Origin of the sequence: Mycobacterium branderi (genome assembly GCF_010728725.1) — a bacterium.
Lineage (GTDB): Bacteria > Actinomycetota > Actinomycetes > Mycobacteriales > Mycobacteriaceae > Mycobacterium > Mycobacterium branderi.
In genome coordinates, this window is sequence record NZ_AP022607.1 from 566,855 (window position 1) to 579,968 (window position 13,114).

The 13,114-nt window shown below is 63.6% G+C and carries 10 protein-coding genes and 1 pseudogene; 2 read left to right on the top strand and 9 right to left on the bottom strand.

All coding sequences use genetic code 11. The features are described 5' to 3' along the window. The first annotated feature begins 10 nt into the window (after nt 1-10). Together G6N47_RS27775 and G6N47_RS27780 are read left to right on the top strand one after the other, a co-directional pair. Nucleotides 11-454 carry an MmpS family transport accessory protein gene (locus G6N47_RS27775; protein WP_139799665.1) on the top strand — a complete coding sequence of 148 codons (444 nt, stop codon included), beginning with the start codon at nt 11-13 and terminating at the stop codon, nt 452-454. Beyond that, nucleotides 451-3,330: an MMPL/RND family transporter gene (locus G6N47_RS27780; RefSeq protein WP_083133740.1), complete on the top strand. Its 2,880-nt coding sequence runs from the start codon at nt 451-453 to the stop codon at nt 3,328-3,330. The genes G6N47_RS27775 and G6N47_RS27780 overlap by 4 nt, the downstream gene beginning before the upstream one ends. Before the next feature lie 6 nt (nt 3,331-3,336). Here the strand turns inward: G6N47_RS27780 and G6N47_RS27785 are convergent, their stop codons facing one another. The 9 genes and pseudogenes from G6N47_RS27785 to G6N47_RS27825 all read right to left on the bottom strand — a co-directional run bounded on the left by G6N47_RS27785 (nt 3,337) and on the right by G6N47_RS27825 (nt 13,096). After that, nucleotides 3,337-4,101: an SDR family NAD(P)-dependent oxidoreductase gene (locus G6N47_RS27785; protein WP_083133741.1), complete on the bottom strand. Its 765-nt coding sequence runs from the start codon at nt 4,099-4,101 to the stop codon at nt 3,337-3,339. Then, nucleotides 4,098-6,454, bottom strand: a pseudogene (locus tag G6N47_RS30235) (CaiB/BaiF CoA transferase family protein). The gene G6N47_RS27785 and the pseudogene G6N47_RS30235 overlap by 4 nt, the downstream one beginning before the upstream one ends. Nucleotides 6,455-6,457: 3 nt before the next feature. Continuing rightward, a complete protein-coding gene (locus tag G6N47_RS27795) occupies nt 6,458-7,429 on the bottom strand; it encodes an enoyl-CoA hydratase/isomerase family protein (RefSeq protein WP_083133742.1) in 972 nt (323 codons plus the stop codon). Nucleotides 7,430-7,711: 282 nt separating this feature from the next. Continuing rightward, nucleotides 7,712-8,110 carry an MmpS family transport accessory protein gene (locus G6N47_RS27800; RefSeq protein WP_139799666.1) on the bottom strand — a complete coding sequence of 133 codons (399 nt, stop codon included), beginning with the start codon at nt 8,108-8,110 and terminating at the stop codon, nt 7,712-7,714. A 107-nt stretch (nt 8,111-8,217) separates the two neighbouring features. After that, nucleotides 8,218-8,619 (bottom strand): hypothetical protein, encoded by a 402-nt coding sequence (locus G6N47_RS27805; RefSeq protein ID WP_232080450.1) that lies wholly within the window; start codon nt 8,617-8,619, stop codon nt 8,218-8,220. A 303-nt stretch (nt 8,620-8,922) separates the two neighbouring features. After that, nucleotides 8,923-9,489, bottom strand: coding sequence for a hypothetical protein (locus tag G6N47_RS27810; RefSeq protein ID WP_083133743.1), 567 nt, complete (start codon nt 9,487-9,489; stop codon nt 8,923-8,925). 23 nt (nt 9,490-9,512) lie between these two features. Then, a complete protein-coding gene (locus tag G6N47_RS27815) occupies nt 9,513-10,007 on the bottom strand; it encodes a nuclear transport factor 2 family protein (RefSeq protein ID WP_163659936.1) in 495 nt (164 codons plus the stop codon). Between the two features lie 42 nt (nt 10,008-10,049). Then, nucleotides 10,050-12,332 (bottom strand): oxidoreductase, encoded by a 2,283-nt coding sequence (locus G6N47_RS27820; RefSeq protein WP_308206264.1) that lies wholly within the window; start codon nt 12,330-12,332, stop codon nt 10,050-10,052. Then, entirely contained in the window at nt 12,320-13,096 is a 777-nt protein-coding gene (locus G6N47_RS27825) for an alpha/beta fold hydrolase (protein ID WP_083133746.1), read from the bottom strand. The genes G6N47_RS27820 and G6N47_RS27825 overlap by 13 nt, the downstream gene beginning before the upstream one ends. Between the last annotated feature and the right edge of the window lie 18 nt (nt 13,097-13,114).

A 13,114-nucleotide genomic window follows, 5' to 3' on the forward strand; every position in this document is an offset into this window, starting at 1 on the left:
AGGAGGTCTCGTGAGGGTGGTCTCGCTTACCGGAGTGCTCAAACGGGCTTGGATTCCGCTGATTTTAGTGGCCGTGCTGGCAGTTTCGGGGTTTGTGGTCGGCCGGTTACATCGGATCTTTGGTTCCGAAGACCTCAATGCGGCGTCGGGTGCCGGGATTGAGATCGTGCAGTTCAATCCGAAGGTCGTGGTTTATGACGTCTTCGGCCCCGCGGGGGCAACCGCGAGCATCAACTATTGGGATGCAGAAGCCAATACCCATCAAGTAGATGCGGCGCCCCTGCCGTGGTCGTACACGATCAGCACAACCCTGCCCGCCGTCAGCGCCAACATCATGGCCCAAGGCGACGGCGACCGAATCGGTTGCCGCATCACGATCGACGGGGTCATCCGCGAAGACAAGACCGCTGACGGCGTCAATGCCCAGACTTTCTGCCTGGTGAAATCCGCATGACTACACCGACCAATTCTCGGCCGCACCGGCCCCTTATCCCGCACATGATCCGGTGGTTGGCGGTGCCGATCATCCTGGGTTGGGTCTTGCTGACGGTCGTCGTCAATACCGTTGTCCCCAAATTGGAAGTCGTGGGCGAGGCGCACTCGGCACCGATGGCCCCTGTGGACGCGCCGTCGATGAAGGCGATGATGCGGCTGGGCCACAACTTCAAGGAGTTCGACTCCAACAGCACCATCATGGTCGTGCTGGAGGGTCAACAACCGCTGGGCGATGCCGCACACCGCTACTACAACGACATCGTCCGTCAACTGCGAGACGACCCCGAACATGTGCAGCACATTCAGGACTTCTGGAGCGATCGCCTAACGGCAGCAGGAGTCCAAAGCGCCGACGCCAAGAGCGCCTACGTGATGCTCAATCTCGCCGGCAACCAGGGCACCACCCAGGCGAACCACTCCGTCGACGCGGTCCGGGACGTCGTCAAGCGCACACCTGCGCCGCCCGGGGTGCAGGCCTACGTCACCGGTCCTGCGGCGCTGTCCGATGACACGCACGTGATCGGCAACGCCAGCCTGGCCAAGATCACCCTGTTCACCCTCGGCGCGATCGCGATCATGCTGTTCCTGGTCTACCGTTCGATCGTCACCACAGTGGTGCAGCTTTTCATGACCGGAATAGCGCTGGCGTCCTCGCGGGGTGTCGTCGCGGTGCTGGCCTATCACGATGTCTTCGGGCTCACCACGTTCGCGGCGAACATTCTCACGATGCTGGCGATTGCCGCCGGAACCGACTACGGGATCTTTCTCATCGGCCGCTACCAAGAGGCGCGACGAGCCGGCGAGGATCGCGAAACCGCCTACTACACAACGTTTCGCGGGGTGGCCCCGGTCGTGTTGGGGTCGGGCCTGACAATTGCCGGCGCGGTGTACTGCCTCAGCTTTGCCCGGCTGCCCTGGTTCAACACGATGGGCGCACCCGCGGGCATCGGCATGGTGGTCGTGGTGGCCGCCGGCCTCACGCTGGGTCCGGCCGTTCTTTTCGTGGGCAGCCGCTTCGGTCTGTTCGAGCCCAAGGGTGCGGCCAGGGGGCGGCTGTGGCGGCGGATCGGCACCGCTGTGGTGCGTTGGCCCGCACCGATTTTGGCGGTGAGCGGGGCGGTGGTGCTGGTCGGCATGCTGGGTCTGCCGAGCTATGTCACCAGTTACAACGACCGCTACTACCTGCCGGCCAGTGCGCCGGCGAACCAGGGATACGCGGCCGCGGACCGGCATTTCTCCCAGGCCAGAATGAACCCGGACCTGTTGATGGTCGAAGCCGACCACGACATGCGCAATCCGGCCGACATGTTGGTGTTGGACCGGGTCGCTAAAAATGTGCTGCGGGTGCAGGGCATCGTGATGGTGCAGGACATCACCCGACCGCTCGGGATCCCGATTCAGCACAGCTCGATCCCTTTTCAGAACAGCATGCAAAGCCAAACGACGATGCAGAACATGGCGTTTTTGAAGGACCGCATGGCCGACATGCTCAAGATGGCCGACCAGATGCAGGTCACTATCAACTACCTGGAACGCATGCTCGACATCACCAAACAGCTGTCGGACACCACGCACGACATGTCCGGTGTCACCGACGACATGGTGGCCGTCACCGATCAAATGCGGGACCACATCGCGGATTTCGACGATTTCTGGCGGCCCATCCGCAGCTATTTCTACTGGGAAAAGCACTGCTTCGACATCCCGATCTGCTGGTCGATCAGATCCATCTTCGACGCCCTAGACGGCATCGATCAGCTCGACGAACAGTTCGGCCGGGTGTCGAAAGACATCCACAGTTTGGACGCGCTGCAGCGCGAAATGGTCGCGATCTTGCCGCCGCAGATCCAGAGCATGAAGACCACCCACGCCCTGACCCTGACGATGCACAGCACCTTCCAGGCGATGATCAACCAGATGGAGTCGATGAGCGACACCGGCATCGTCATGGGGCAAAGTTTCGATGCCTCCCGCAACGACGACTTCTTCTACCTGCCGCCGGAGGCCTTCGACAACCCGGACTTCAAGATCGGCCTCAAACAGTTCCTGTCCCCGGACGGCAAATCAGCCCGCTTTTTCGTCACCCACCAGGGCGATCCGATGACCCCGGAAGGGATTTCGCGGGTTGATGCGGAACGAACGGCTGCCCAGGAGGGATTGAAGCAATCGTCGCTGTCGGAAGCCCGAATTTACCTTGGGGGTACGGCCGCGACCTTCAAGGATATGCACGACGGCGCCAAGTATGACCTGATGATCGCGGTGGTGTCCTCGCTGACACTGATCTTCATGATCATGCTGCTGCTCACCCGCAGCGTCGTTGCCGCGCTGGTGATCGTCGGCACCGCGGCCAGCTCGATTGCGGCATCCTTCGGGCTCTCGGTGCTCATCTGGCAGGACCTGTTCGGCATCAAGATCCACTGGATCGTGATGGCTCTGGCGGTCATCATCCTGCTGGCCGTCGGATCCGACTACAACCTGCTGCTGGTCTCCCGATTCAAAGAGGAGATCCAGGCCGGACTCAAGACCGGCTATATCCGATCGATGGCCGGCACCGGCGGGGTGGTGACGGCCGCAGGTCTGGTCTTCGCGTTCACCATGGCCGCCATGCTCGGCAGCGACCTGCGGGTGATCGGTCAGATGGGATCGACGATCTGCATTGGTCTACTGCTCGACACCCTGGTCGTCCGCACATTGTTCATGCCGTCGATCGCCACTTTGCTCGGGCGCTGGTTCTGGTGGCCTCAGATCGTGCACCCCCGGGGCGACAACGCCCTGCCACGCGCCGATCGGCTCACCGAGGACACCGCCCCGCTGGTTGCGCAAGGCTGGCGATGACCCCGATTACCAGGTTTGTTCGGCGGCGCGCACCAGCATGTGGTTGATTGCTAGGCGGCGGTGGCGGGTGACCATGTAGAGCACTGCGTCGGCGATGTCCTCGGGCTGCATTTTGACCATGTCAGCGGTCTGAAGCTCGAAAGCTGCCCTGGACTCCGGTGGCAGGTGGCTGCTGATCTCGGTGTCCACCGTGCCCGGTCCCACCACGCCGACGCGGACCCGCTTGTCCAGTACTTCCTGGCGGACGGCTTCGCTGAACGCGTTCACACCAAACTTGGTCAGCGAGTACACCGCGGTGCCGGGACGGGCAGCCCAGCCGGCGGTGGAACTGATCGTGACCAAATCGGCGACACCGCGCGGCGAGGTTGCGGCGGCATCGATCAGGTGGGGCAGCGCGGCGCGGGTGACGTATAAGACGCCCTGCACGTTGACCGCCACCAGCTCGTCCCAATCCTCGAGCCGCGCTTCGGCGGCCGGCCCCATTCGCACCAGGCCGGCGTTGTTCACCACGATGTCGAGGCGCCCCAGCTCGGTGGCAGTGCGCTGCACCGCCGCGCCCACCTGCTCGGCGTCGGTGACGTCGGCGGACACGACCAGCGCTGTGCCGCATGCCGATTCGATGTCGGCTTTGAGTTCGTGCAGCCGCTCGGCGCGGCGCGCGAGCAGGCCGACGGCGGCGCCGTGGGCGGCGAGGGCCTGCGCGGTGGCCGTGCCGATACCGCTGCTGGCGCCTGTCACCAGCGCAGCGGTGCCGGTCAGTGTTTTACTCATCTGGCCCCCGAAGCCGAACGGGCGCTCAGCACTGCGTTCAGCACGTAGTCGTTGTCCTCGCCGAGGTCGGGAGCCCCGCGGGCGATCCGGGTCACGGCGCGCGACATCCGCCACGGCGGTCCGAGCACCGGTCGTTGTCCTTCGCGATGGTCGCTGACGAATCGGTAGAACTCGCGCTCCCACAGTCGCGGGTCGCCGATCACGTCGAGGGCCGTTGCGCTCTTGCTGGCCGGGACGCCGGCGGCCCGCAGCCGCTGCGCCAACTGCTCGGCGTCCTGACGGCTGGTCAGCGGGGCCAAGTCGTGCTCGTCGACATGGTGTCGTTGCTGGGCGAGATCCGCTCCGAGGACATCGCACAACCGGTGCCATTCTGCGTCGTTGGAGACCGCGATGCTGATCCAGTCGCCGCCGGAACAGGGATAGCAGTCGTGCGGCGCCATGTCGGGATGACGGTTGCCGTCGGGGCCGAGTTCCCGTCCGGTGAGGGCATATTCGAGCAGGCGATCACCGATCATGGCCGAGAGGGTTTCGACGGCCGACACGTCGACGAATTGGCCTACTCCGGTCAGATCGCGGTGGAGCAACGCCACGACGGCGGCGAACGCGGCGGCTGCCCCGACCGTCGAATCTCCGTAGCGCATGCTGGCCCCGAGCGGAGGCCCGCCGGGATATCCCACCAGCGACGCCATTCCCGCGAGGGCGGCGAAGCAAGGCGCGTAACCCGTCTGATAGCCCAGAGGCCCGTCGTTACCCCACATCTTGATCGACACCGAGATGATGTCGGGTTTGACGGCCTGCAGCTGCTCGTAACCCACCCCCAGCCGCTCCATCGCCCCGGGGCGCAGATTGTTGACGACGATGTCGCTACGGGCGATCAGCTCCCGCAGCCGACCGATTCCCAATGGTGACTTGAGATCCACGTCGACACTGAGGATCTCGGGATTGATGCTCAGAAAATACGGCGCATGGTTGATATCGGTGCCGCCGTAGGCGCGCATCTCCTCGGGGCTGGACGCCGTTTCGACCTTGATCACTTCCGCGCCCAGGAACGCCAACAGCTTGCCGGCGTATGGGCCCGCCCACACCTTGGTGAGCTCGACGACGCGCACCCCTTCCAGCGGGCCGCCGCGTGGGTTCTTCGGCACTTCAGCTGCGGTGCCTGCGCGGACGGCCGGATACGCGGCGCATCCAGGCTGTCGAGAATTTCGACCGTGTGCTTCCCCAGACCGGGTGCGGGGCCGGTGATTCGGGTGGGCGACGCACTTAACAGGTAGGGGACGGTGGGATATGCCGCTGCGCCGAGGACGGGATGGGTCACCTCCTGAAAGAAGCCGCGGTGACGGTACTGGGGCGAGTTGTGCAGATCCGCCGCATCGTTGACGGGCACCAGCGGCACCCCCACCCGCTGTGCCGCCTCGGCCACGACGTGCTTTTCTTGGCCGCGGATCCACGCGGCGAACTGGCGCTGAAATGTTGCCACCTTGTCGGCGGTGACGGAGAACTCGAGCCAGTCGTCGTCGAACGCGTCGAGCCAGTCCGGGTGGCCCAAAAGCTTCTTGAGGCCCGTCCAGTGGTTGCGGCTGGTCATGTAGAGGTAGACGAACCCGTCCGCACACGCGAAGAAGGAAGCCGGGCCCTGCTGGTCGTAGTCGTCGCGATCGTTGCGAGCAGCCACCTCGCCGGTGATGAACCTGCCCAGAATGCAGTCCGCGCGCGACACCAGCACCGCATGCTGCGAAACGTCGATGTATTCGCCTTGGCCGGTATGCAGTTGGCGAAACAGCGACGACGCGACGCACAGCGCCGCGTCAAGTCCCGCCTCGTAGTCGGCCAGGAAGCGGCCGGGTCCCTTCAGCGGCGGCTTGGCCGGGTCGGCATGACTGGGCGTGTGGTAGCCCCAACCGCTGCTATGGAACACGTTGATGCTCTTGGCATTCTGAAATTCCGGCGGTGCTGTCTGACCGAACGGGGTGATCGAACAGAACACCACAGCTGGGTGTCGACGCTGTACTTCGGCGGCCGACAGGCCCACCGCCTGCGTCCAGGACGGTGGATGATCGTCGACGACGGCGTCGGCGGTGGCGACGAGTCGGTGCAGCGTCTCGATGCCGTCGGCCGCGTCGACCTCGAGCTCGACGGAGCGCTTGTTGGTGTTCAAATAGCCGAACAGCGCACCGTTTTCGCGGCCGCCGGCATCGCCGATGATCGGCGCCATCGTCCGGGTGGGGCTGCCCCGCTCGCACCGTTCGACCTTGATCACGTCGGCGCCGAAGTCGGCGAGCAGCTTGCCGCAGTATTCGCCGGCCACCGACTCGGCCAGCTCGACGATCCGGGTACCCGCCAGTGCCGACATCGGTCAGGGCTTGCTGCGTCCCGAGCGGCTCAGCCGCCACTCGGGTGGGAAGTTCATGTCGTTGTCTTTCACGACGTTGTTCAGGCCCTTGCCGAAGGTGCCTTCGGTGAGGTCGACCTCGTTGTCCTGGTCGTTCTGGATCAGCGGCAGCATGCCTTCGACCATCCCCGTCAGCAAGCTGCCGAAGTACTCGCCCTTGTGCTGCTTGTAGAGCTCGAGGAAGGTCTTCTGCACGGCGACGGTGTCGGTGGGCCGCGAGCGCGAGCAGGCCATCGCGTATTTCAGCGTCTCCTCCTCGAGCTTCTCGCGCGGCACCACGCTGTTGACAAACCCGCACTCGTACATTTCTTTGGCGCTGAAAGGCCGTCCGGTGAACAGCATTTCGGAGAACTTGCGCAGGCCCATGGTTTCGGCCCACCACCATAGCCGCGGGCCCCACCCGACATAGCGAAATGCCGGGTGGCCGAACAGCGCGTCGTCGGAGGAGATGACCAGGTCGGCATCGCCGGCCTGGTAGAAGTGCCAGCCGTAGCAGTAACCCTTGGCCTCGACGATGCTGATCTTGCGCAGCTCCTGCAGCGGCCGGTTGCCCGCAGGCGTTTTCGCGTAGAAATCGGTGACGGTGGACAGGTAACGATACGAGCCACCCGGCGGGTATTTGACGTTGTCGTCGTTGATCGCAAGCTCATGCAGCAGTGGCATACCGGGGTTTTCCAGCATTCCGCGCTGCTCGGGAAGGTCGCCGCCGCTGCCGAAATCCTCTCCCTCGCCGCGGATCACGATGACCTTGACGTCGTCGTCGACGTTGCATTTGTGGATCAGGTCGGCGTAGTTCTGCCTCATGCCGAGCGTGGTGGAGTTCTGCGCTTCCGGACGAGCGAAGGTGATGTAGGCGATCCGGTTCTTGACGTCTTTCTCGAACTTGATGAACGGCTCGGCGTCCTTCTTCATTTCTTGGTAGTCGTATTCAGGCATCGCGTCTCCCGTCTGTGTTATGCCGACTTAAGCGTGTCGACCCGAACCACTTGCGTGGCACCGGCATTGAGAGCGATCGCGCCGATCTAGCCGGGGTTTGGCTTGATCGACGGCACCCTTCATCGACCGCATCTTTGGCAAATCCGTCTACCACTCTGTAATGACATCCGTGCGGAAATCGCACGTTCATGTGCATTATGTATAGGCGAGCATTGCTGGCCGCTGCTTCCCTGTCAAGGAAGGACTGAGGCACGAGGCACCCGGCCGAACCCCGGGTGAGAGTCAGGATTTGAAAGGCGTGCTGCCGTAGCATGCGGCGTTACCCACATCCAAGGTGTTTTCGCAGATCACCTTTTCTTGGTAGTAGATCCGCACGGTGACCCACTTCGACGGCCGCCACACGGGAAGAGCGGCGATGCTGCTTCGCCAGTCTGCGCGAACTTCCGCGCCGGCTGTTGACGCGCTGCGCGCTTTGACCACCATCACACTGGTCCGCCAGGGCAGCGGCGCACTGTCGAGTACTTTTCGCTGGGAGCGGTCGAAGTACTCGATATTTGCGGTGGCGATATCGCTTGAAACGACCTCGTACGTCACCTTGTCCTCGGCGTGCGCGGCGGGGGCGAGCACGACCGCAGAGATACCGGTAATCAGCGACAGCAGCATGAGCCGGATACGAATCATGGATCCTCCCGGGAAGTATCGAAGGCGAAACGCACGGCCGTGATGTGGCCGGCGGCCGCCAGAGTGCGGAACGCCTGCCGCCGCAACATCTATCGCGGTCATGATGCCTAGGGCCCGGCTAACACCAACGACGTCAGGGTGTATCCCGTCGTTTCGTTTCGTCGCATGCTTACCCCGAAGTCGGTATAGGAGCAATCAGGGATCGCAGCGTGGCCTTCCAGCAACGCGCCCTTTATCGCGTCAGCTGCATTTTTGTGGGCACCCTGAAGCAGTACGGCCCTATTGCCGCCATAGCCGAGATCCTTCAGCCCGGGTAGTGGCTCGGCAATTGGAACGTGGGTTGCGGTGTGGTTGATGTAGTCCTCGGTCGACCGATTGATGATGTCCGCGGCCTGTTCGACCACTGTGTTGTAGCGCAACGCTTCGCATGACGTCCCCGCGCGCAGAGATGCCACCGCCTGCCTGAAGTTGGTTACCGAATCGGCACGCGCCGTCGGCGCAAGCATCATCGCCGAACAGAAAACCGCTCCGATTACCGCTGCGACCGCGGCGGGCTGCCTGCGCGGGTGAAGTATCGGTGCCGAGTTGCGGTCACCGGCCGAAGCACAGGGTCGTCTTGGCACGTAACTCCTCCTTGTCTGGCCGACTGGACGACGGCGCACAATGTTTTGCGAATGCCGTCTGTAGTTGCCGTTTGTCCGTTGGCACGACGAGTACGGTCCGGACGTCGGATAGCGGCCGGGTGATGAACCCACCGGCAGCGTGTCGCATCCGTGGAACTGCAGCCTGAGCGTCATTGCCAAAACCGCGATTCACCAAGGCGGACAGGAGCCGTAAGCGTTGCAAACATAGGACCGCCTGTCGTCCCAACCTTTGAGCCAAGTCCCGGCCGGCGTGATCAAGAACTTGAATTCCCCGTGTCCGCAATAGGTGTTGCTGTCTGGCGTGATTGCGCAGGTAGTTGAGTTGTAGGTGACGTAGCTGCGGGGTGGCATCGGCTGAGTCGCCTGCCCGGCGGGGAATTGCATGGCCGCGGTCCAGCCGTGGTGCACGGCGCGATTTCCGTTGAACCACGCGATGTGGTCGTCGCCGGCGGGAGCTCCCGGGATGGCGCCGGCGCAGCCGAAGCCTCCCCTATCCCAGATGCCGCAGTTGAGTCCGGAGGGCGTCAAGAACCAGACGCCGGGATGGTCGGCGACGAAGAACCCGTCGGGCTCTAATTGGTTGTACCAGGCCACTATGTGCTCAACGTCGGGGAATGGATTGGCCGGAGCATCGGCCGGGGGGTCAGCGTGGCCCGGCGTTATGGCGCCGACCATCAGCCCGATCGCGGAGGCAGTCGTCGCCAACCATCGGCGACCACCGATACGGTGATGCATCCTGCGCTCCTTTACTTCTCGAACTATGAAGGCGTCCGGATGACCGTCGGCTCGTCCGGGGCGGGCATCCCGGGCGGCGGCCCGTATTCAGGGCTGTCGAGAAACGGTCCGGAGAAATCGGGCGGGCCATAGTAGTGCAGGGTCCAGTGCCGCCAACTGAACCGCCACTGGTTGTCCTGTTCGACGAAGCGCTCGTAATAGATACCGATCGTTCGGATTACCTGACCGTTTGTGTTCTTAACGCACTCGGTGGCCAGGGTTCTGCCGCTCGCCAGGCCCTGGCCGATCTCCAGCACGGGCGTGCCCAAGAACATCAGGATCCGTTCGGATGATGCCGTGAGTTTTTCGAATCCGCCCTTGATCTCGGCGCGTCCGCGAAGGTGCATCCCGGCAAGCTTCCACTCGCCGTCTTCGGTGAAGCAGTGCGCGAAAGACTGCGCGTCTTTCCGCCACACGGCATCGACACAGCGCGCTTGTAGCTGACGGATTGCGCATTCGGCAAGCGAGAAATCGGTCATCGTCTGTATCTCCTCCCGAGGCGGGGCCATCGAGTTTTACGGTCACGTAGCTCGCGATACTCTTGGGATATCGCTGGCAACAGGCTGGAACATCGGATCATCGGGCCGAAAATAGGCTTCTGACACGGTGTCCGGCGCATCGGGCTCGCCGATGTATCGCGCGAATTTATGCCCCTCGAAGCTGGCCGCCGCCCACATCCTTGCTGCGAGTGCATCACCGATGGTGAACAGCTGTGCCACCTTTCCTTCCAACTGTGTCTCGAGCTCGTTGATTGAGACGCGACCGGTCGACAGGACCACGGCATCGACGTCGTCGATCACGCGGCCGTCGTCGGAATACACATCTGACACGGTCACCTGATGATCGCCGATGCACTCGATATAGGAGCTCGGCGAGATTTTGACTCCGGCCGCGCGCAGCCGCTCCATGATGGGGCGAGTTTCCTGGGCGCCATGGACACGGGGAGAAAGCGGCCCGAAACTTGGTGTGAGCATTTCGACTTCGGCCCCCCTTCGGGCGAGCAGCTCGGCGACGCCGACGCCGGTGTGTAGCCCTTCGTTGTCGAGCAGCACGACCTTGCCTGCCGGCGAGGCCGCGCCGAGGAGGATCTCCTCGGGCACGTGGACGAAGTCCCGGTCGAATCCCGGAATGTCGAAATCCCGGTAGCTGCCGCGGCCGCTCGGGCTGTAACGCGCGCCCGTCGCCACGATCACGGCATCGGGCCGCTCCTGCAAGACGCTGCCGGCCGTAGCATGCGTGGCAAGGCGAATCGTCACGTGCAACCGTTCGAGTTCTCGTGCCCACCAGTCGATCGCATGGCGGTAGAACTCGCGTCCCGGTAAGCGCGCCCAGAGCGCGAACGCCCCGCCGAGGTCTTCCCGCGCCTCGACGAGGGTCACGCCGTGGCCTCTGAGGGCGGCTACCCGCGCCGCTTCGAGACCGGCCGGTCCCGCCCCGACGATGACTACCGTCGAGCGGCGTGGCGCCGATTCCAAAGATTCGGTGCCCCAGACACGTTCGCGATAGCTCGTGGGGTTGATGGCGCAGCCTGCTGCGCTTTCATAGACAGCCGCCAGGCACCAATTGCATGCGATGCAGACACGGCTCCGTGACTCGTGTCCCTCGAATGCGTTCTTGACCAGTTCTGGCTCGGCGATCAGGGCGCGCGCGGCACCGACCATGTCGCAAACGCCCGACTCGAGTGCTGCTTCGGCGTCGGCGATGGAGGTCATTCGGCCCAAGACGCTTAGAACCGGGACCTTCCCGGCCGCGCTGCGCACGGCTTCCACATAAGGCCGGTACACGTGCGGCGTGACGAAGACCGAAGGCATCCCGAGGTACAGCTGATTGGGCTCGACCGCGACGTCAAGGTCCGCATAGTCGATAAGCCCGGACGCAGACACCGTTTTCAAGACCCGGTGGGCATCTTTCGAGTCGTAGCCACCGGCCAGCAGCTCATCGCAATTGAGCCGCATCCCCACAGCCATCTTGCCGCCGGCCTCTTCCCGAGCAGCTTGCAGGGACTGCATCAAAAATCGCATCCGGTTCTCGAGGGGACCGCCGTATTCGTCTGTGCGGCGGTTGAAATACGGGGACAAAAACTGCTCCGCCAGCGCCCCGTGAGAGGCGTGGACCATCACCCCATCGAATCCCGCCTCGCGCAGATGAGCCGTGGACTGGCGGAATGCATCGAGCATCGCCCGGATCTCGCGCTTGGACATTTCGCGTGTGGCAACGCCTCTCTCGTAGGCGCTGAATTGCGCGACGGACGGTGCGAGCGCCGGGGCCGGAGGGCTCAGCGGCTGCCATTGCCCGACGGCTCCCCAGAAGTACCATGGCTCGCCGAAAATCTTGCCGCCCGCTTCATGCACGGCGTCGGCCAACGCGCGAAACGCGGCAAGGTTCTGCTTCGGGTAGGGAGAGGGCTGAAATGACCTGCCGCGCACATGCATCGTCATGGTCAGCATGATCAGGGAACAGCCGCCTTTCACACGCGCCACGTTGTAATGAATGTAGTCGTCAGTGGGTTTGCCGGCGCCAATCGTCATCGGCACGGCATGCGGAGAGGAATAGAACCGGTTGGGCAATTCGACCGGGCCCAGCCTGATCGGGCTGAAAACCCTGGGATATCGCGGATGCACAGATTGGCCTGCCGGCACTGTGTGGTCCGTGCCATCAGCGAAGTCGCCTGGGCAGCTTGATCGCTCGTCGCATGGCCCGGTGGATGTGGGTGTCCTCTTTGGCCCATGGTCAAAGCGGGATTGCCCGGCGGGTATCTCGATGTCGGGTACTTTCCTGCCGCGTGCTGCGTTCAGGTCGGACACAACGGCCCGACCGGTTTGGTTGTGGTGGCGTGCACGAGAAGCTCGGCCAGCTCCGATGGGCGGCTCAAAAATGGCGAGTGCGATGTGTCGATCGTCAGCGGTTCTACGCCGAGACGATGAGCCACGGTGGCTGCCATTGACTGGGGCATGGCACGGTCCTGCAGACACCGGATGAAGCTCCGGGGCAGGTCGGCTGCCCAAAAGTTCGGCAAGTGAACCGTTTCGAGGAGAAACTCCGTCGGTGCCGGGGTTAGCTGCTCGAAGGCCCACCGGGCGGTCGCATCGTCGACGTCGTGGTAGAAGAAGGCGCGGGTTCCCGGATAGTCGACGCACTCCATGCGGCCGCTCCCGTTGGGCCGCACGAAGGCGGACATCCCGGTCTCATCGGTCATCAATTCCTTGACCTCTGAGCCGGACGAGTCGTCGGATGCCGGCATGCCGCCGCTCGCCTCCAGGGGGAGGCTGCCTTCGATCGGCAAAGCGGCTGCCACATAGATCATGAAGCTCGGCAAGCCGGGCGCGGCATCTGCGGCGAAAGTGATGTCATAACCGCCGCCGGAATGGCCGACGAGCACGTCGCCTGGCCGCAACACCGCCAGGATCGCGTCACGCCGGTCAGCGATAGTCGAGCGCTCATCGCGGCGCGCGCCGTGGGCCGGCAGGTCGATGGCGATCGCCTCGTGACCCAGCCGCTCAAGTTCGGGGATCGTTCTGCTCCAGCACCAGGCACCGTGAAAGCCGCCGTGTATCAACACAAATCGCACGCTTGCAGTCCTATCCTT

Coding starts and splice junctions, on each gene's coding strand:
- G6N47_RS27780 (WP_083133740.1), top strand. CDS start 451: ATGACTACACCGACCAATTCTCGGCCGCACCGGCCCCTTATCCCGCAC.
- G6N47_RS27785 (WP_083133741.1), bottom strand. CDS start 4,101: ATGAGTAAAACACTGACCGGCACCGCTGCGCTGGTGACAGGCGCCAGC.
- G6N47_RS27795 (WP_083133742.1), bottom strand. CDS start 7,429: ATGCCTGAATACGACTACCAAGAAATGAAGAAGGACGCCGAGCCGTTC.
- G6N47_RS27800 (WP_139799666.1), bottom strand. CDS start 8,110: ATGATTCGTATCCGGCTCATGCTGCTGTCGCTGATTACCGGTATCTCT.
- G6N47_RS27805 (WP_232080450.1), bottom strand. CDS start 8,619: ATGATGCTTGCGCCGACGGCGCGTGCCGATTCGGTAACCAACTTCAGG.
- G6N47_RS27810 (WP_083133743.1), bottom strand. CDS start 9,489: ATGCATCACCGTATCGGTGGTCGCCGATGGTTGGCGACGACTGCCTCC.
- G6N47_RS27815 (WP_163659936.1), bottom strand. CDS start 10,007: ATGACCGATTTCTCGCTTGCCGAATGCGCAATCCGTCAGCTACAAGCG.